The 18,474-nt window shown below is 33.9% G+C and carries 23 protein-coding genes and 1 riboswitch; of the genes, 21 read left to right on the top strand and 2 right to left on the bottom strand.

The window, feature by feature from the left end; all coding sequences use genetic code 11:
• Window positions 1-8: 8 nt before the first annotated feature.
• The 14 genes from wecB (at window position 9) to fabZ (ending at window position 10,738) form a co-directional block, all read left to right on the top strand.
• Window positions 9-1,145, top strand: a complete 1,137-nt coding sequence (wecB, locus tag LQ615_RS11720) for a non-hydrolyzing UDP-N-acetylglucosamine 2-epimerase (protein WP_064210830.1) — start codon at window positions 9-11, stop codon at window positions 1,143-1,145.
• Window positions 1,146-1,306: 161 nt separating this feature from the next.
• On the top strand, window positions 1,307-1,657 hold the full coding sequence (locus LQ615_RS11715) for an ATP synthase subunit I (RefSeq protein ID WP_016998903.1): 351 nt from the start codon (window positions 1,307-1,309) through the stop codon (window positions 1,655-1,657).
• 30 nt (window positions 1,658-1,687) lie between these two features.
• Window positions 1,688-2,410: a F0F1 ATP synthase subunit A gene (gene atpB, locus LQ615_RS11710; RefSeq protein WP_016998904.1), complete on the top strand. Its 723-nt coding sequence runs from the start codon at window positions 1,688-1,690 to the stop codon at window positions 2,408-2,410.
• Between the two features lie 51 nt (window positions 2,411-2,461).
• A complete protein-coding gene (gene atpE, locus LQ615_RS11705; RefSeq protein ID WP_016998905.1) occupies window positions 2,462-2,680 on the top strand; it encodes a F0F1 ATP synthase subunit C in 219 nt (72 codons plus the stop codon).
• Between the two features lie 98 nt (window positions 2,681-2,778).
• Window positions 2,779-3,303, top strand: a complete 525-nt coding sequence (locus LQ615_RS11700; protein ID WP_016998906.1) for a F0F1 ATP synthase subunit B — start codon at window positions 2,779-2,781, stop codon at window positions 3,301-3,303.
• A complete protein-coding gene (locus LQ615_RS11695) occupies window positions 3,303-3,842 on the top strand; it encodes a F0F1 ATP synthase subunit delta (RefSeq protein WP_239704101.1) in 540 nt (179 codons plus the stop codon). Before LQ615_RS11700 ends, LQ615_RS11695 begins: the two co-directional genes overlap by 1 nt.
• A 19-nt stretch (window positions 3,843-3,861) precedes the next feature.
• On the top strand, window positions 3,862-5,376 hold the full coding sequence (gene atpA, locus LQ615_RS11690; RefSeq protein ID WP_016998908.1) for a F0F1 ATP synthase subunit alpha: 1,515 nt from the start codon (window positions 3,862-3,864) through the stop codon (window positions 5,374-5,376).
• A 31-nt stretch (window positions 5,377-5,407) separates the two neighbouring features.
• A complete protein-coding gene (atpG, locus tag LQ615_RS11685) occupies window positions 5,408-6,277 on the top strand; it encodes an ATP synthase F1 subunit gamma (protein WP_016998909.1) in 870 nt (289 codons plus the stop codon).
• Window positions 6,278-6,294: 17 nt separating this feature from the next.
• On the top strand, window positions 6,295-7,710 hold the full coding sequence (gene atpD, locus LQ615_RS11680) for a F0F1 ATP synthase subunit beta (RefSeq protein ID WP_064204155.1): 1,416 nt from the start codon (window positions 6,295-6,297) through the stop codon (window positions 7,708-7,710).
• 22 nt (window positions 7,711-7,732) lie between these two features.
• A complete protein-coding gene (locus tag LQ615_RS11675) occupies window positions 7,733-8,137 on the top strand; it encodes a F0F1 ATP synthase subunit epsilon (protein ID WP_016998910.1) in 405 nt (134 codons plus the stop codon).
• A gap of 193 nt (window positions 8,138-8,330) precedes the next feature.
• The gene (locus tag LQ615_RS11670) at window positions 8,331-8,561 is read left to right on the top strand and encodes a DUF1146 family protein (protein WP_016998911.1); all 231 of its coding nucleotides are present in this window, start codon (window positions 8,331-8,333) and stop codon (window positions 8,559-8,561) included.
• 152 nt (window positions 8,562-8,713) lie between these two features.
• A complete protein-coding gene (gene murA, locus LQ615_RS11665; protein WP_216683329.1) occupies window positions 8,714-10,009 on the top strand; it encodes a UDP-N-acetylglucosamine 1-carboxyvinyltransferase in 1,296 nt (431 codons plus the stop codon).
• Window position 10,010: 1 nt separating this feature from the next.
• On the top strand, window positions 10,011-10,295 hold the full coding sequence (locus LQ615_RS11660) for a DNA-directed RNA polymerase subunit beta (RefSeq protein ID WP_016998916.1): 285 nt from the start codon (window positions 10,011-10,013) through the stop codon (window positions 10,293-10,295).
• A complete protein-coding gene (gene fabZ, locus LQ615_RS11655; RefSeq protein WP_016998917.1) occupies window positions 10,295-10,738 on the top strand; it encodes a 3-hydroxyacyl-ACP dehydratase FabZ in 444 nt (147 codons plus the stop codon). The genes LQ615_RS11660 and fabZ overlap by 1 nt, the downstream gene beginning before the upstream one ends.
• Window positions 10,739-10,831: 93 nt before the next feature.
• On the opposite strand, the gene LQ615_RS11650 is transcribed toward fabZ, so the two are convergent.
• Entirely contained in the window at window positions 10,832-11,269 is a 438-nt protein-coding gene (locus tag LQ615_RS11650) for a YwpF family protein (RefSeq protein WP_016999715.1), read from the bottom strand.
• Between the two features lie 184 nt (window positions 11,270-11,453).
• Here LQ615_RS11650 and LQ615_RS11645 point away from each other — a divergent pair, with 184 nt between their 5' ends.
• The 7 genes from LQ615_RS11645 (at window position 11,454) to yidC (ending at window position 17,530) form a co-directional block, all read left to right on the top strand.
• Entirely contained in the window at window positions 11,454-12,035 is a 582-nt protein-coding gene (locus LQ615_RS11645; protein WP_239704100.1) for a single-stranded DNA-binding protein, read from the top strand.
• Between the two features lie 470 nt (window positions 12,036-12,505).
• On the top strand, window positions 12,506-13,339 hold the full coding sequence (locus LQ615_RS13590) for a LysM peptidoglycan-binding domain-containing protein (protein WP_239704099.1): 834 nt from the start codon (window positions 12,506-12,508) through the stop codon (window positions 13,337-13,339).
• A 145-nt stretch (window positions 13,340-13,484) separates the two neighbouring features.
• Window positions 13,485-13,582: riboswitch (TPP riboswitch) on the top strand.
• Between the two features lie 76 nt (window positions 13,583-13,658).
• A complete protein-coding gene (gene tenA, locus LQ615_RS11635) occupies window positions 13,659-14,339 on the top strand; it encodes a thiaminase II (RefSeq protein WP_216683327.1) in 681 nt (226 codons plus the stop codon).
• 2 nt (window positions 14,340-14,341) lie between these two features.
• Window positions 14,342-15,154 (top strand): bifunctional hydroxymethylpyrimidine kinase/phosphomethylpyrimidine kinase, encoded by an 813-nt coding sequence (gene thiD / locus LQ615_RS11630; protein ID WP_103268929.1) that lies wholly within the window; start codon window positions 14,342-14,344, stop codon window positions 15,152-15,154.
• Window positions 15,147-15,938 carry a hydroxyethylthiazole kinase gene (gene thiM / locus LQ615_RS11625; protein WP_239704098.1) on the top strand — a complete coding sequence of 264 codons (792 nt, stop codon included), beginning with the start codon at window positions 15,147-15,149 and terminating at the stop codon, window positions 15,936-15,938. The genes thiD and thiM overlap by 8 nt, the downstream gene beginning before the upstream one ends.
• The gene (thiE, locus tag LQ615_RS11620; RefSeq protein ID WP_016999709.1) at window positions 15,938-16,582 is read left to right on the top strand and encodes a thiamine phosphate synthase; all 645 of its coding nucleotides are present in this window, start codon (window positions 15,938-15,940) and stop codon (window positions 16,580-16,582) included. The genes thiM and thiE overlap by 1 nt, the downstream gene beginning before the upstream one ends.
• Window positions 16,583-16,660: 78 nt before the next feature.
• On the top strand, window positions 16,661-17,530 hold the full coding sequence (gene yidC / locus LQ615_RS11615) for a membrane protein insertase YidC (protein WP_016999708.1): 870 nt from the start codon (window positions 16,661-16,663) through the stop codon (window positions 17,528-17,530).
• Between the two features lie 280 nt (window positions 17,531-17,810).
• On the opposite strand, the gene LQ615_RS11610 is transcribed toward yidC, so the two are convergent.
• Window positions 17,811-18,467 carry an HD domain-containing protein gene (locus LQ615_RS11610; RefSeq protein WP_239704097.1) on the bottom strand — a complete coding sequence of 219 codons (657 nt, stop codon included), beginning with the start codon at window positions 18,465-18,467 and terminating at the stop codon, window positions 17,811-17,813.
• Between the last annotated feature and the right edge of the window lie 7 nt (window positions 18,468-18,474).

Raw genomic sequence — 18,474 nt, 5'->3', positions numbered from 1 at the left:
TTATTACAATGAAGAAAATTATGACGATATTTGGTACGCGACCTGAAGCTATTAAAATGGCACCTTTGGTTTCAGAACTGAAAAATGATCCGGAGTTACAACCAATTGTAGTTGTGACTGCACAGCATAGAGAAATGCTGGACTCAGTTCTTGAAACATTTGATATCACACCAGATTATGATTTGAATATCATGAAACAAGGGCAAACACTTTCTGAAGTAACTTCTAGAGTGCTAGGTGGACTTGAAAGTGTTATTCAAGAAGCGAAACCAGATATGATATTGGTACATGGAGATACAACTACTACTTTTGCTGGTAGCTTAGCTGCTTTTTATAACGAAGTCGCAATTGGACACGTTGAAGCAGGCTTAAGAACTTGGAATAAGTATTCTCCATTCCCAGAAGAAATGAATCGACAAATGACGGGGGTCCTTGCTGATTTACACTTCTCACCAACTGATCAGTCTAAACATAATTTACTTCAAGAAAATAAAAAAGACGAATCTATTGTTGTTACAGGTAATACAGCTATTGATGCATTATCAACAACGGTTAGTGAAAATTACGAAAGTGAAATCATTAACCGCCATAAAGATAAACGCATCGTGTTGTTAACAGCGCATAGACGCGAAAATATTGGTAAACCAATGGAAAATATCTTCAAAGCTGTTAGACGTATTGTTGAAGAGCATGAAGATGTTGTCGTTGTATACCCAATGCATAAAAATCCAAAGGTCAGAGATATAGCTGGACAATTATTAAGTGATCATAATCGTATCGAACTAATAGAGCCATTAGAAGTTATTGATTTTCATAACTTTGCGGCAAATTCTCATTTGATTCTTACTGATTCTGGCGGTGTACAAGAAGAAGCACCTTCACTTGGGAAGCCAGTCCTTGTATTGAGAGATACAACTGAGCGCCCAGAAGGGGTGGAAGCTGGTACGTTAAAACTAGTTGGCGTAGAAGAAGAGGATGTCTACAACGAAACGAAAAAACTATTAAATGATCAATCTTCATATGAAAGCATGAGCATTGCTCAAAATCCATATGGTGATGGCTTAGCATCTAAGAGAATATGTGAAAATATTAAGTATTATTTTGATATTTTGACTGAAGCACCTGCACCGTTCAAAACAAAATAAGTTAGAAGTGGTTTGTGTCAATTCTGTGACAAAAAAATGACAAAAATTTGTTTTCTATTTTTGACATAGCATTGACACTATAAGGCCACTATATTATCATGAAAATTGTGTGATGAAACGGTTTTCAAAGATATACAACTAATTAAAGGAGTTTCAGCTGCATGTTTGATTTCAAGGGCTTTTTCAAGTCTTATTTACAGTATTTTATTTTCTTCGTTATTTTTCTAGTTGTCGTTTATTTCTTCTTGAAACATGAGTTCATTTTAGGACTAATAATTGGAACAATAGCATCAGCTGTTAACTTGTTTTCATGGGAAGTTTACCTCAATCGAGCAAAAAATGCTGAATCATTACAATTATCAACTGGAAACTGGGTAAGGTACCTTGTAACTATTGTTGCATGTTGTTTCTGGCTTAAATATCCAATAATTGTTGATATTATCGGAATTTTAGTAGGGCTGATGATTGCATATGTGTTAATCATGTTTAGGTCACTCAAAAATCTCGATTAAATAATTAAAATTGTGAAAAGAGGTGAAAATATGGAACACGAATCACCTTTGTGGTCCATCAATTTTGGAGGGTTTGACTTAATATTCAATCTTTCAAGTGTCTTAATGATAGTAGTTTCAGCAATTATCGTTTTTGCGATAGCTGTAGCTTGTACTAGAAATTTAAAAGTAAGACCTTCTGGTGCTCAAAACTTTATTGAATGGATTTTTGACTTCGTTAAAGGCATCATTCAAAGTAATATGGCATGGAAAGAGGGAGGGAAATTCCATTTCCTTGCAGTAACATTAATATTATTTATTTTTGTTTCTAATATGTTAGGACTTCCATTCTCAATTGTTGTAGGACACACATTATGGTGGAAATCACCAACAGCAGATCCTACTGTGACATTAACATTAGCTACTTTAATGGTATTGCTCACACACTTCTACGGTGTGAAAATGCGTGGAACGAGTGGATATTTAAAATCGTTCGTTCAACCGGTAGCTTTAATGGTGCCATTCAAAATTGTTGAAGAATTTGCTTCAACATTGACGCTTGGTCTACGTTTGTACGGTAATATATTTGCAGGTGAAGTATTATTAGGTTTACTAGGTACTTTAGCTGCTGGCGGCGCTTTAGGAGTTTTAGGCGCATTTTTACCTGCTATGGTATGGCAAGCATTCTCAATTTTTATAGGTTCAATTCAAGCGTACATATTTGTAATGTTATCAATGGTTTATATGTCCCACAAAGTGGCAGAAGATCATTAATATAAAATTTAAAAAACAATTAATATTTTTAATTCTAGGAGGAAAATTATAATGAGTTTAGGTGTATTAGCAGCGGCAATCGCAATCGGTTTAGCAGCATTAGGAGCAGGTATTGGTAACGGTCTTATCGTTTCAAGAACAGTTGAAGGTGTTGCACGTCAACCAGAAGCACGTGGTCCATTAATGACAATTATGTTTATCGGTGTTGGTTTAGTTGAAGCCCTACCTATCATTGCAGTTGTAGTAGCATTCATGGTAATGAACCGATAAGCTAACATATTTTTAGAACAGGCGGAGTCTATCTAAAAAGGATTTCGCCATTCATTTATGAGGTGTTAGAACCTTGACTTGCAATGAAAGGAGTGTAATTGGCAGTGGATCATAACGTATTGGTTTTAGGTGCAACAGGCAGTGGCGTTGAATGGGGAACAGCTTTATTCACATTAATCACGTTTTTAATCCTGTTAGCTTTATTAAAGAAATATGCTTGGGGACCATTGAAATCCATAATGGATGAACGTGAAGAAACTATCAATAAAGATATTGATGACGCTCAAGCAGCAAAGGTAAATGCAAAAAAATTAGAAGAAGAAAATAGAGACATCCTTAAAAAGACTCAAGAAGAAGTACAAACAATTCTTGATGATGCAAAACATCAAGCTAAAGTACAACAAGAGCAAATTATAAGTGATGCAAATGTTAAAGCAAATGGGTTAATTCAATCAGCACAAGCAGAGATTCAGCAAGAGAAACAAAGAGCAATTGCTGATATTAATAATCGTGTATCTGAACTTTCTGTATTAATAGCTTCTAAAGTAATTAATAAAGAGATTTCTGAACAAGATCAAAAAGAACTTGTTGAAAAATACATTAAAGAGGCAGGGGAAAAATAATGGCGAATATAAGTCAAAAATATGCCCAAGCTTTATATGATGTAGCAAAAGAACATAACATAGAAGACACAATATTAAACGAACTCGAAACGCTAGAAAATAGTGTGAAACCAAATCTAGATGAAATTAAGGCTATAGATTATAATCCAAAGTTAGCTCAAGAAGACAGACAAGCTTTAGTTGAAAATGTATTCAAAGGCGTATCTAAACCTTTAATGAACACATTATTCTTATTAGCTAATAACAACAAATTGTCTTTAATTCCTAGTGTTTTTATAGATTATAGAAATATTTATAATCAAGTACATAGTCAAGATTTAATGAAAGTTGAATCTGTCTATCCGTTATCTAACGAAGAATTAGATGAAATAGGGAAAGTTTTTATTAAGCGTACAGGTTTAAAGAAATTAATTTTAGAAAATGAAATAAATGATTCTTTAATTGGCGGTGTTCGTGTAACGATAGGTACGAAAGTTTACGACGGCTCGATTCAGAATGATTTAAATCAATTAACAAAATCATTTCATCAAATGAAATAATTATTAAGGAGTGACATAGATGGCCATTAAAGCTGAAGAAATCAGTGCTTTATTACGCTCTCAAATTGAAAACTATGAGTCTGAAATGTCAGTTACCGACGTTGGTACAGTTATCCAAGTCGGGGATGGTATTGCATTAGCTCATGGCTTGAATGACGTTATGGCTGGTGAACTTTTAGAGTTTCATACTGGCGTTTTAGGTTTGGCACAAAACTTAGAAGAAAATAACGTAGGTATCGTCATTTTAGGACCTGCAGAAGGTATTAAAGAAGGCGATGAAGTTAAGCGTACTGGACGTATCATGGAAGTACCAGTAGGCGAAGAATTAATCGGACGTGTTGTGAATCCTTTAGGACAACCAATAGATGGACAAGGTCCAATTAACACTTCTAAAACACGCCCTGTAGAATCACCTGCAACAGGTGTTATGGATCGTAAATCAGTAGATGAACCTCTACAAACTGGTATTAAAGCGATTGACGCATTAGTACCAATTGGACGTGGACAACGTGAGTTAATCATCGGTGACCGTCAAACAGGTAAAACTACTGTAGCAATCGATACTATTTTAAACCAAAAAGACCAAGATATGATTTGTATATACGTAGCTATAGGTCAAAAAGAATCTACAGTTCGTACAGCAGTTGAAACATTACGTAGACATGGTGCATTAGATTACACAATCGTTGTATCAGCATCTGCAGCTCAACCTGCTCCTTTACTGTATATTGCACCTTATTCTGGTGTAGCTATGGGTGAAGAGTTCATGTTCAATGGTAAACACGTATTAGTTGTTTATGATGATTTAACGAAACAAGCAGCAGCTTACCGTGAATTATCATTATTACTACGTCGTCCGCCAGGCCGTGAAGCTTATCCAGGTGACGTATTCTACTTACACAGTCGTTTATTAGAACGTGCTGCTAAATTGAATGATGAATTAGGTGGCGGTTCAATTACTGCATTACCTTTCGTTGAAACGCAAGCAGGTGATATCTCTGCTTACGTACCGACAAACGTTATTTCAATTACAGACGGTCAAATATTCTTACAATCAGACTTATTCTTCTCAGGTGTAAGACCAGCGATTAACGCAGGTTTATCAGTTTCACGTGTTGGTGGTTCGGCACAAATTAAAGCAATGAAGAAAGTTGCTGGTACTTTACGTTTAGACTTAGCTTCTTATCGTGAATTAGAGTCATTTGCTCAATTCGGTTCAGACTTAGATGCTGCAACTAAAGCGAAATTAGAACGTGGTAAACGTACAGTAGAAGTACTTAAACAAGATCAAAATAAACCATTATCTGTTGAACGACAAGTTGTTATCTTATACGCATTGACTAAAGGTCATTTAGATGACATTCCTGTTGTAGACATTACAAGATTTGAAGATGAATTCTTAAATTGGATCGATTCTAATGCTAGCGATTTATATAAAGAAATTCGCGAAACAAAACAATTACCATCTGATGATAAATTTGTTTCTGCTATCGAAGGATTCAAAAAAGTATTTAATAAATCTCAAGTAGAGTAATATTAAGCTTTAAATAAAAGGTGGTGAAATTGTGGCTTCACTTAGAGAAATCAAAGGAAGAATCACTTCTACGCAAAGTACGAGTCAAATTACAAAAGCAATGAACATGGTTTCTAATTCTAAATTACGTAGAGCTGAAGAAAACGCAAGTGCATTTGAACCTTATATGAATAAAATGCAAGATGCAATAACAGCTATTGCTTCTAAAAGTTCGGATGTATCTCATCCGATGCTTAAAAAACGAGAAGTAAAACGTTCAGGTTATTTAGTGATAACTTCTGACAAAGGATTAGCAGGACCATATAGTGCAAATATATTAAAAAATTTAGTAAATGATATTAAAGAAAAACATAACAACAACCCAGATGAATATGCAATTGTTGTAGTAGGTCGTGTAGGTCGAGATTTCTTGAAGAACAGAGATTATAATGTTGTTGAAGAATATACGGGATTACCAGATCAACCTACTTTTAAAGATGTTCAAGCTTTAACTGAAAAAGCAGTAGACTTATTCAACGAAGAATTTTACGATGAACTGACTTTATACTATAGTCACTTTGTAAGTGTTCTTGAGCAACAAGTTAGGTCTAAAAGGATACTACCTTTATCTGATGAAGATACAGGAAAAGGTTCAAGCTTAATGGCTGGCTACGAATTCGAACCAGATAAAGAAACTATTTTAGAAGTTATATTACCACAATATGCTATTAGTTTAATCTATGGTGCTGTATTAGACGGTAAAGCAAGTGAGCATGCTTCTAGAATGACGGCTATGAAAAATGCTACAGACAATGCTTCTGAATTAATTGACGAATTATCAATACAATATAACAGAGCTAGACAAGCTGCAATTACTCAACAAATTACTGAGATTGTAGGCGGAGCAGCTGCACTAGAATAAGATTAGGAGGAATTTACATGGGATTAGGCCGAGTAACGCAAATTACAGGGCCAGTTATTGACGTACGTTTCCCACATGGTGAATTGCCGGAACTTAATAATGCTTTGACAATTAAAGTAGACCGTCCCGACGGTAACACTTTTAATTTAGCATTAGAAGTTGCATTACACCTTGGTGATGATGTTGTACGTACAATAGCTATGGCATCAACTGATGGTGTGAAACGTGGTCAAGAAGTAGTAGACACTGGTAAAGCTATTTCAGTACCGGTTGGAGATGCTACATTAGGTCGTGTGTTTAATGTTTTAGGTGAAAAAATTGATTTAGGTGAAGAGCTTGATGAAAGTGTTCGTCGTGACCCTATTCATCGTTTAGCTCCTAAGTTTGAAGATTTATCTACAAAAGTAGAAATTCTTGAAACTGGAATTAAAGTAGTAGACTTATTAGCACCATATATTAAAGGTGGTAAAATCGGTCTATTCGGTGGTGCCGGTGTAGGTAAAACAGTTCTTATTCAAGAATTAATTAATAATATTGCTCAAGAGCATGGTGGTATTTCTGTATTCGCAGGTGTAGGTGAACGTACACGTGAAGGTAACGACTTATACTATGAAATGAGCGATTCAGGCGTTATTAAGAAAACGGCAATGGTCTTTGGACAAATGAACGAACCACCAGGCGCTCGTGCTAGAGTTGCATTATCAGGTTTAACTATGGCTGAATACTTCCGTGATGAACAAGGACAAGATGTATTATTATTCATTGATAACATCTTCCGCTTTACTCAAGCAGGTTCTGAAGTTTCTGCATTGTTAGGTCGTATGCCTTCAGCAGTTGGTTATCAACCAACTCTTGCTACTGAGATGGGACAATTACAAGAACGTATTACATCTACTAATAAAGGATCAGTTACATCTATTCAAGCGGTATTCGTACCAGCCGATGACTATACTGACCCAGCGCCAGCTACTGCTTTCGCTCACTTAGATGCAACTACAAACCTTGAGCGTAAATTGACAGAAATGGGTATATACCCAGCGGTTGATCCTTTGGCTTCAACGTCGCGTGCCTTAACACCTGAAATTGTTGGTGACGAGCATTATGACGTTGCACGTCGTGTTCAACAGACTTTACAAAAGTATAGAGAATTACAAGATATCATAGCTATCCTTGGTATGGATGAATTATCAGATGATGATAAGAAAACAGTTGAACGTGCTCGTCGTATTCAATTCTTCTTATCTCAAAACTTCCATGTAGCAGAACAATTTACTGGCCAAAAAGGATCATATGTACCAGTTAGTCAAACTGTACAAGATTTCAAAGCAATACTAGAGGGACAATATGACCATATACCAGAAGATGCTTTCCGTTTAGTCGGTGGTATCGAAGCAGTTCTTGAAAATGCTAAAAACATGGGTGTAGAGGTCTAATACTAATTAGGAGGAATGGAAAATGAATACATTTACCTTAGATGTTGTCACTCCTAATGGATCTGTTTACTCAGCAAAAGATGTTGAACTTGTTGTTTTACATACTGAAACTGGAGAAATGGGTGTAATGGCTGGCCATATTCCAACTGTTGCAGCATTAAAAACAGGATATGTTAAAGTAAACAAAGCAAGTGGTACAGAGTATTTAGCTGTTTCCGAAGGATTTGTTGAAGTAAGAACTGATAAAGTTACTGTTCTAGTTCAGTCAGCTGAAACAGCTGAGGATATAGATAAAGAACGTGCGATTAATTCTAAAGAACGTGCAGAAGAACGATTACATAGTAATCGTGATGATGTTGATTATAGACGTGCTGAACGCGCGTTAAGTCGTGCAATTAATCGAATTGAAGTGGCTAAATTTAGATAATTATACAGGCTGAGACAAAAATATATGTCTCAGCCTAATTTATTATAATGGCAGTAGCTGACTGGACTGAAAATACGCTTATACCAAAGTTATTTCAATTCTGGTCATCTTTGCCGGGATGGGACTATGAAATATTTTTAGGAAAATGAAATATCTGTCCCACTCCCTTTGTTCTAGTGAAAGGATTGAGAGTATGGAATATTATGGTCAATTAGGTATTATAGGATTAATTCTTCATGTTGTATGTGTATGTTTAGCTTTTTGGGCGTTACAAGGCGTTAGGTTAGAGCAAATTTTCAAGAAAAATCATATAGCGCAAGCTCAAACATTTATAATCATTTTAGCTGTTTTATTAGGTACAAGTCTGAGTCGTTTTATTTTAGATATCCTCCAATATTCGTTACAATTAAAATTACTTTTCTAAAAATTACAAGAAAATACATAAATGTATGTAAAAAGAACAAAAAAGTAGTATAATGTTTTGGTGAATGTTTATGATTAATTAAAAGTGTGTATTTAATATATATATACTTTTGTAAATTAAATAATAGTGATGTATTTGTGGAGGACAATTATATGGATAAAATCGTCGTAAAAGGCGGGAAACGTCTAGAAGGAACAGTTGTTGTAGAAGGGGCTAAAAACGCAGTTCTACCTATATTGACAGCTACACTTTTACCGTCTGAAGGTCAAAGCGTTTTAACGAATGTACCAAAGTTAAGTGATGTTGATACAATAAATAACGTATTAACACATTTAAATGCAGAAATAGAATATGAGGCAGATAATAATACTGTAAAGGTTGATTCATCTAATCCTTTAAAAATAGAGGCACCTTATGAATATGTAAGCAAAATGAGAGCAAGCATATTAGTAATGGGTCCATTATTAGCAAGAGAAGGTCATGCTAGAGTTGCTTTACCGGGAGGTTGTGCAATTGGATCAAGACCAATTGAACAACATTTAAAGGGCTTCGAAGCATTGGGTGCTGAAATAGAATTACATAATGGATTTATAGAAGCAACTACACCTAATGGTTTAAAAGGCAGTAAAATTTATTTAGATTTCCCAAGCGTTGGTGCTACTCAAAATATTATGATGGCAGCTGTATTAGCAGACGGAAAAACTGAAATACAAAACGTTGCTAGAGAACCGGAAATAGTTGACTTAGCTAATTATTTAAATGAAATGGGTGCTCAAGTACATGGAGCAGGTACGGATACAATTAAAATAATTGGAGTCGATTATTTAGTAGGAGCAGAGCATTCTATTATTCCTGATAGAATTGAAGCTGGTACATTTATGATTGCTGGCGCTATTACAAGAGGTAATATAAATGTAATCGGAGCAATAAGAGAACATATGTCAAGCTTAGTTTCGAAACTAGAAGAAGCTGGTGTTCAAATAACAGAAATTAAAGATGGCTTAAATATTCAAGTGCCTGGTGAAATTAAAGCTATCGATGTTAAAACGATGCCACATCCTGGTTTCCCTACGGATATGCAATCTCAAATTATGGCGTTGTTATTAACTGCTAACGGAACAAGTAAAATAACTGAAACTGTCTTTGAAAATAGATTCATGCATGTTGAAGAATTTAAACGTATGAATGCTGATATATTTATTAACGGTAGAAGTGCTATGATTACGGGACATGATGACTTACAAGGTGCAGATGTAAAAGCAACAGACTTAAGAGCAGGTGCAGCACTTATACTTGCTGGACTAGTATCTGATGGTTATACAAATGTTACAGAACTTAAACATTTAGATAGAGGTTATGTTGATTTTCATGGTAAACTAAAAACATTAGGTGCAGATGTAGAACGCATTAATGATGAAGGCAAGTTAAAAGATAAAGCGAGGGTTTAGTATGGCTGAAACACAATCATCAAGAACTGACGAAAAAAATAGAAAGTCGCCATTTAAAAGGTTTAAAGAAAAAATTCAAACGAGTAGAGTTGAAACGATTCAAGGTATTGAAGTTGAACATCGTGTAATACCGTTATGGATGAAATTACTTATATTGCTAATTTTAATGGTCTTGCTATTTGTTGTCGGGACTATGATTGGTTATGGCATTTTGCATAATCCATTTGGTGTATTTAAACCTGAAACTTGGCAGCACATCTTTGAATTAACAGGAAGGAGTTCATGATGGAAGAAATTATTTACGATTATAATGAAATTAAAAAAATAATACCTCATCGTTATCCATTTTTATTATTAGATAAAATTGTAGAATTAGAAGATGGTAAACGTTGTGTTGGTATTAAGCAAGTATCTGGGAATGAGCCTTTCTTCCAAGGTCATTTTCCTGATTATGCCGTAATGCCTGGCGTACTAATCGTTGAAGCTTTAGCACAAACAGGTGCAGTAGCAATGTTACGATTAGAAGAAAACCAAGGTAAGTTAGCTATGTTTGCAGGAATCGATAAGTGTCGATTTAAGAGACAAGTAGTGCCTGGTGACACGCTAAGATTAGAAGTAGAAATCAATAGAATTAAAGGTCCAATAGGAAAAGGTACTGCTAAAGCAACAGTAGATGGAGAAGTTGCATGTAGTTGTGAAATTAGCTTTGCACTTGTGGATCAAAAATAAAAATTATATAGATGTATAAAGCCACACCATTGAACGTTCAATGGTGTGGCTTTATTTGTTGTAAATAGTCGAGAGTTTTTATATCACTCTTTATTATATATTACTTTTTTCATCTTTTAATTTTGGTTTAGATTGCATAAGTCGATTAAATGAAGTTTTAAGTTCTTCACCTGTTAATCCTTCTTCTATTAATTGTTCTAGTAATCGTTCAGCATAAACTTGTCTTAAAGTATAAATATGACATTCAAATACTACTGAAATTTTTTCATCTAATTGCTCTATATATTTTATAGTCGCATCAAATAATGCAGGGTCATTAGATGGTCTTGTAATAACGACGCGTGTGTCTAATAATTTTTGAGTGTCATGATATTCTTTCATTTGTTCATAATGAATATCAGAGATTAAAATTTCTAATAACCAACCTGTTCCACTATTTTCTTTATTTATAATAATACCATCTAACAATTCATATTCTGTAATCTGTTCATCATTTACGATTTGAAAGCGAACTGCTTTAAATGTTTTCATAAACATCCCCCTTAAATGTTAAAACTACGAATGTTTAACTTTGTGTTCTATTATAAAGCACTTTTTAAGTAAATAACAATATTCTAAGGATATTGTTGAAAATTATGATGGAAAATATAAAAAAATGGATTTTGACGTAAAAATGTTGATTCCCTTATATTAAAAATATAAGGAGGTGAAAGATATGCTTAATAAATCTGTTTTAGTTGGGAGGTTAACTAAAGACCCTGCCTATTTTAAGAAAGGTGACACTATCATTTCTACATTTTGTTTAGCCGTTGAAAGGGGTTATAAATCTAAAGAAGGTAATATGGTTGTTGACTTTATTGTGTGCAAAGCTTTTGGGAAATTAGCATATAATATTCATCAATATACAAAGAAAGGTCAATTAATAGCTTTAACAGGCCAAATACAAACACGTGTATATATTAAAGATGATAAAAAGCAATATATTACTGAAATTATTTGTGAAACGATAAAGTTTTTAAATATGCCTTCAACAAATAGGAAAGGTGTCCCTCAATCTAAAGAAGAGATAAGTGATTTAATAAGTGAAAGTGCTGACACTTATTCAGAAGAACTATCTGTTAGAATGAACGATGAAAGAAATACAGCTGAACAAAAGGCCAAAGAGAACGAACAAGATAACTTGTCGCAAGATGAAGTTTATAAACAGTATAATAAAATGATTGAAATTATACATGATGAAACAGACACATCTGAACAACCACAAACCTCGAATAAATCTATGGTAGTAAAATCATAGATTCATTCTAATTCCTCTATTAATAAAAATAGTCTTCCAAAACTAAAATACTCTCGATTCTATATTCCAATGTGTCAAGAATATAAATAACCAGACGCTTATTAAATTGTTCAAATTATTGGACGTTTAATTACTTCCTACAAACTTATTCTAAAATTTGTGGGAAGTATTTTATATTTTATAAGTAGTTTATATATGACTTAAGAGTTTAATTATAATTGTGTAACCAATTACAGTGGTGTTACAAATTGCACTTTAATTAATTTTACACAACTTAAAAGAATACTTTCATGAAAGTTCTCAAGAAAGTATAAAGCTGTAAAATATTCTTGAGATTTATGTAATACAATTGTAATAATTGGCTGTGTTTTTTCATATGGTTGTAACCTATGTCATCAAATTTAATGATATAGTTTATAAAGTAAAAATCATAAATAAAGAGATAACCTTACAGGAGGAAATATTCAATCATGAAAAAATTATTAGCAGTTTCAACAGCAGCAGTTGCAGTTACGACAGGGGTAACAGCTACAGCTGATGCAGCAACTCATACAGTAAAATCGGGAGACACTTTATTTGAGATCTCTAAACAATACGGAACAACAGTTGACGCACTTAAAGCGGACAATGGTTTAAATTCAAACTTAATCTTACCTAACCAAGTAATTAAAGTTAATGAAGCGAAAGCAGAAAATACTGAAGCGACTACAGAATACACTGTAGTTTCAGGAGATACTTTAGGGAAAATTGCATCTAAATATGATGTAACAGTATCTCAATTGAAAGCATGGAACAACTTAAATTCAGATCTAATTGTTGTTGGTCAAACTTTATCATTACAAGCACCAGTACAATCAGCTGAACCAGCAACAGCTCCAGTAGCTCAACAAGCTCCGGTTCAACAAACTGAAACACAAGTTGAAGCACCAGCTTACCAAGCTAACTATCAAGCACCAACACAATCATACAAAGCACCAGCTCAACCAACATATAATAAAGTTCAAACTTCACAAACTTCATATAAAGCGCCAGCTCAATCGGCTAGCACTGGTGGATCTACTAAAGCTCAATTCTTAGCTGCAGGTGGAACTGAAGCAATGTGGAATACAATTGTATTACCAGAATCAAGTGGTAATCCAAATGCGGTAAGCCCTAATGGTTACCAAGGTTTAGGTCAAACTAAAGAATCATGGGGAACTGGTTCTGTAGCTACACAAACTAAAGGTATGTTAAACTATGCGAAACAACGTTATGGTTCTGTTGACGCAGCAATAGCTTTCCGTGCTCAAAACAATTGGTGGTAAGCTAAAAGCTTAATTTTCAAGTTATATAAATAATATTAATTCAATCGTCTAGGAAATATCCTAGGCGATTTTTTATATTTTACTAATGTTGTTTAATTTGACCATTATAAATGTATTTGATAATCTTAAAGTAATTGAATAAAGGAATGACTACTAGGGGCGCCTATAGGCTGAGATGAATTCGTTCAGTCCCTTATACCTGATTTGGATAATGCCAACGTAGGAAAGTGGTCAATTAACGTATACTCTACTTTTAATTGACTTCTTTTTATACGAAAGAAGTCATTTTTTTATTTAAAAAATTATTAGGAGAGATAACATGCGTTTTTCTGAGCAGTTACAACAAAAAGTAGAACCAATTATTGAAGAAATATATAATGATGGATTCATTCAAGGGTTTGTAAATGATGATATTTCAGCAGAAGCTGTAAAGCATTATTTAAAAGCGGATGCCAGATATTTAAATGAATTTGCTAAAATCTATGCGCTATTAATTCCTAAAATAGACTCTAAAGAAGAGTTGAAATTTTTATTAGAACAAATAGAATTCGCTTCTTCAGGGGAAGTAGGAGCTCATCAAATATTAGCGGATTATATCGGTGAAGATTATCATGAAGTAATAAAAGATGGGGCATGGTATCCTACTGCAGATCACTATATTAAGCATATGTATTATAATGCGTACGCACATGAAAATGTTGCTTATACTGTAGCAGCTATGGCACCATGTCCATATGTATATAGAAGGATAGCTCAACTAGCTATTGAGAGAAATAATTTTTCGTCTAATCATAAGTTACAAGAATGGTTTAAATTTTACTATAAAGGTATGGATGAACTAATGGACGTACTAGATAACTGGCTCGATACTTTTAGTGAAAATGCATCTAAAGCAGAAATAGAACTAGTCGAAAGAAATTTTTTAGAAAGCACTGTTCATGAACGCAATTTCTTCAACATGTCGTATATTCAAGAAAAATGGGAATTTGAGGAGAGATAAATATGAAAAAACCAAACATTGCGTTATCGATTGCTGGTACCGACCCAACAGGCGGAGCAGGTATCATGGCAGATTTAAAATCATTTCAAGCGTCAGGAGTATATGGAATGGCAGTTCCAACTAGTATCGTTTCTCAAAATACTTTAGGTGTACAAGATGTCTACCATTTACCTATAGAAGTACTTGAATCTCAATTGAAAAGTGTATTCGATGATGAAACGCCAGATGCAATAAAAACGGGCATGATTGCATCAGAAGAAATGATGGAAACAATCAAACCTTATATTGAACAAGCTAATAAACCTTATGTCATTGATCCTGTAATGGTCGCTAAAAGTGGAGATTCACTGATGGATGATAAAGGTAAAAATAAATTAAAATCTATATTATTACCATTAGCTACTGTGGTAACGCCAAATATACCAGAAGCTGAAGATATAACAGGGTATAAAATTCAAACAGAAGAACAAATCAAAAAAGCTGGAGAATTTTTCTTAAATGAAGTTGGTTCTAAAGGTGTTGTCATTAAAGGTGGTCATTTAGAAGGTGATGCTATTGATTATTTATTTACACAAGAGGGTATACGAAGTTGGAAGAGTGAAAGATTTGATACGCAACACACACATGGGACTGGTTGTACATTTAGCGCAGTGATTACAGCAGAATTAGCTAAAGGACATACGATAGAAGAAGCGGTTAATACAGCTAAGAGATTTATTACTTTAGCAATTAAGTACACGCCAGAAATAGGAAAAGGTAGAGGACCAGTAAATCATTTCGCATATCAAAAAGTAGAGGGATTGGATTATGAGTAAACTACAAAATATTCGAGAAACAGGACCACTCGTAGTATGTTATACAAATGATGTTGTAAAAAACTTTACAGCGAACGGTTTAATATCGCTAGGAGCAAGTCCAGCTATGAGTGAAGAACCAGAAGAAGCGGAAGAATTTTCCAAAGTAGCAAGCGCCTTTTTAGTAAATATAGGTACAATTACAACTGATAAAGCATATGATATGAAAGAATATGCGAAAATAATGCATGATAACGGAGTGCCCGTTGTACTAGACCCAGTTGCAGTTGGAGCATCAACAATTAGAAAGACATTCTGCCAAACACTTCTTAACGATCAAGTAGTTGATGTAATACGAGGTAACGCATCAGAAATATTAGCTTTAGTTGATGAAGAAACAACTATGAAAGGCACAGATAGTGATGATTCGTTAGACGTAGTAAAAATTGCTAAAAAAGCGCATAAACAATTGAATTTACCGATTATATTAACAGGAAAAACAGATGTTATTGCATGTAATAATCAATATTTAGAATTAAATAATGGTAGTGAAATGCTGACAAAAATTACTGGTGGAGGATGTTTACTAGGTGCTGTAGTGGGTGGTTTTCTTGCAAATGAAAAACAAATTACAGTAGATTTATTAGGAGAAGCATTATCAACGTATAATATCGCTAGCGAAATTGCGAGTGAACAATCCGGCGCACATTTACCAGGTACATTCAAAGTTGCATTTATTGATCAATTGAATGCAATAACGGATGAAATTGTTAAGCAAAAACAGAATGTGAAAGAAGTGAAATAATGTTTAAACAAGAATTGCTAAAAGTTTATTTTATAGCAGGCAGCCAAGACGTCCCTAACAAAAATTTATATACTGTTCTTGAGGAAGCATTAAAATCAGGTATTACAATGTTTCAATATCGAGAAAAAGGACCTAATAGTAAAACAGGCAAAGACAAAGAAACATTAGCGAAACAATTATTTGAACTATGTAAAAAATATAATGTACCGTTCATAGTAAATGACGATGTCGATTTAGCCTTAAAAATAAATGCTGATGGTATCCATGTTGGACAAGACGATAAAAATGTATCGTTATTTAAAGATAAGTTTGAAAATAAAATCATTGGATTAAGCGTTGCTAATAAAGAAGAATATGATTTATCAGATGTTTCACTTGTTGATTATATAGGTACAGGTCCTATACATTCAACACTTTCTAAAAGTGATGCAGGTGAAGAGGGTGGTTATGACCTCATTTCTAACTTAAGAAGATATGATGAAAATATACCAATTGTTGCTATTGGAGGTATAACAGAAGCTGATGTCATACCTTTGATAAACGCTGGTGCGGATGGGGTTAGCATTATTTCAGCTATAGCAAAAAGTACAAATATTGAACAAACTGTGAAGGGCTTTCATAATCAATATAAAAAAGTACTATAAATTTAAGATATTGATTTATGTTGAATAGAAACTATGGTAGAATAACCTTTATGTGAGTATATCAATAGAGGTGGAAAAATGAAGAAAAAAGCTTTATGGCCATTATTATTCGGTGTAATGGTTGTGCTAGCTGGGTGTGATTATTCTAAACCTGAGAATAGAGATGGATTCTTTTATAATACATTTGTTAAACCAATGGACAATTTAATTCATTGGCTCGGTGCTAACTTAGATCACAACTATGGACTAGCAATTATAATTATTACGTTAATCGTGCGTTTAGTCTTATTCCCATTCATGATGAAAACGTATAAAAATCAAAAATTAATGCGTGAAAAAATGAAATTAGCTAAACCTGAAATGGAAAAAATTCAGGAAAGAGTTAAACGTGCTAGAACTCAAGAAGAAAAAATGGAAGCCAATCAAGATATGATGGCACTATACAAAAAGCACGGTATTAACCCAATGAACATGGGTTGTTTACCAATTGTTATTCAAATGCCTATCGTAATGGGCTTGTTCTATGTATTGAAGTTCCCAACTGAAGGTGGAATTACAGAATATCCACAATTCCTATGGTTCAACTTAACGCAACCAGATATCTTCATTACTATAATTGCAGGTATCATTTATGCATTACAAGCATTTGTTTCTATGAAATACGCTAATGTACCTGATGAACAAAAGAATATGATGAGAATGATGATGTTCATTTCTCCAATCATGATTATTTGGATGTCATACATTTCAGCTTCAGCATTAGGTTTATACTGGGCTGTCGGTGGTGCTTTCCTAGTTGTTCAAACTTGGTTAGGTAATGTCTTCTATAACAGTAAAGTTGAAGAAGAAATGAAACCAATCATTGAAGCGCACGAAAAAAACCAACAAGAAGCTAACAATGATAAGAAACCAGCTAAGCTCGTTTCAAATAAAAAGAAAAAGAAATAAGTCAGGGTAACAACAATTCTGTAAAATAGAAAAAGCGGAAATTCTTTTAAATAAGAATTTCCGCTTTTTTGTTGTCTAAGTTGCAAGACGAGGTCCACGTGCAACATACCGGCGTTCTAAGTTGCAAGACGAGGTCCACGTGCAACATACCGGCGTTCTAAGTTGCAAGACGAGGTCCACGTGCAACATTCTAGTCTCCTAAGTTGCAAGACAAGGTCCACGTGCAACATTCTAGTGTCCTAAGTTGCAAGACAAAGCCCACGTGCAACATTCGACGACACTATATTCCGACATTCCATTCTTCGAAAAATTGTTCTAAAAACATTAGCATAAATTTATGTCTATCTTCTGCGATTTCTTTTCCTCTAACTGTATTCATTTGGTCTTTAAGTAATAATAATTTTTCATAAAAATGATTAATCGCAGTATTAGGCTCATTATGATATTGATCTGCTGTTATCGTATTTAAATCTCTAGGTTTTGAATCTGTAATATGCATAGGTTCATTAAAATGACCTGCAAATTGAAATGTTCGAGCAATACCTATAGCACCTAAAGCGTCTATTCTGTCCGCATCTTGTACAACTTTACCAGCTAAACTATTAAGCTTACCTTTATTTTTGCCGCCTTTATAGCTGATGTATTTTAAAATATGAATGATTTCTTTTTGTATTTCAGTTGAAAGTTGTACTTTGTTCATCCATACGTATAAATTATCCCAAGCTTTATTTGCGTCTTTAAATAATTTGCTATCTACAGAATCATGGAGCAAACTTGCTAGTTCTACTATGAAAGTATCTATTTTTTCATGTTTAGCTATATCTAAAGCGAGATGTCTCACTCTCATAATATGTTCAAAATCATGACCCGTTGTATCCTCTTTGTGTAATGAACGGGCATGACGTTCAGCCTCTTTTATAATCCATTGTTTATCCATATCATTT

It is taken from the genome of Mammaliicoccus sp. C-M13 (genome assembly GCF_022386845.1).
In the GTDB taxonomy this organism is placed as follows: domain Bacteria; phylum Bacillota; class Bacilli; order Staphylococcales; family Staphylococcaceae; genus Mammaliicoccus; species Mammaliicoccus lentus.
Note: the sequence above shows the minus strand (reverse complement) of the source record. Positions and strands in the feature narration are given on the sequence as shown.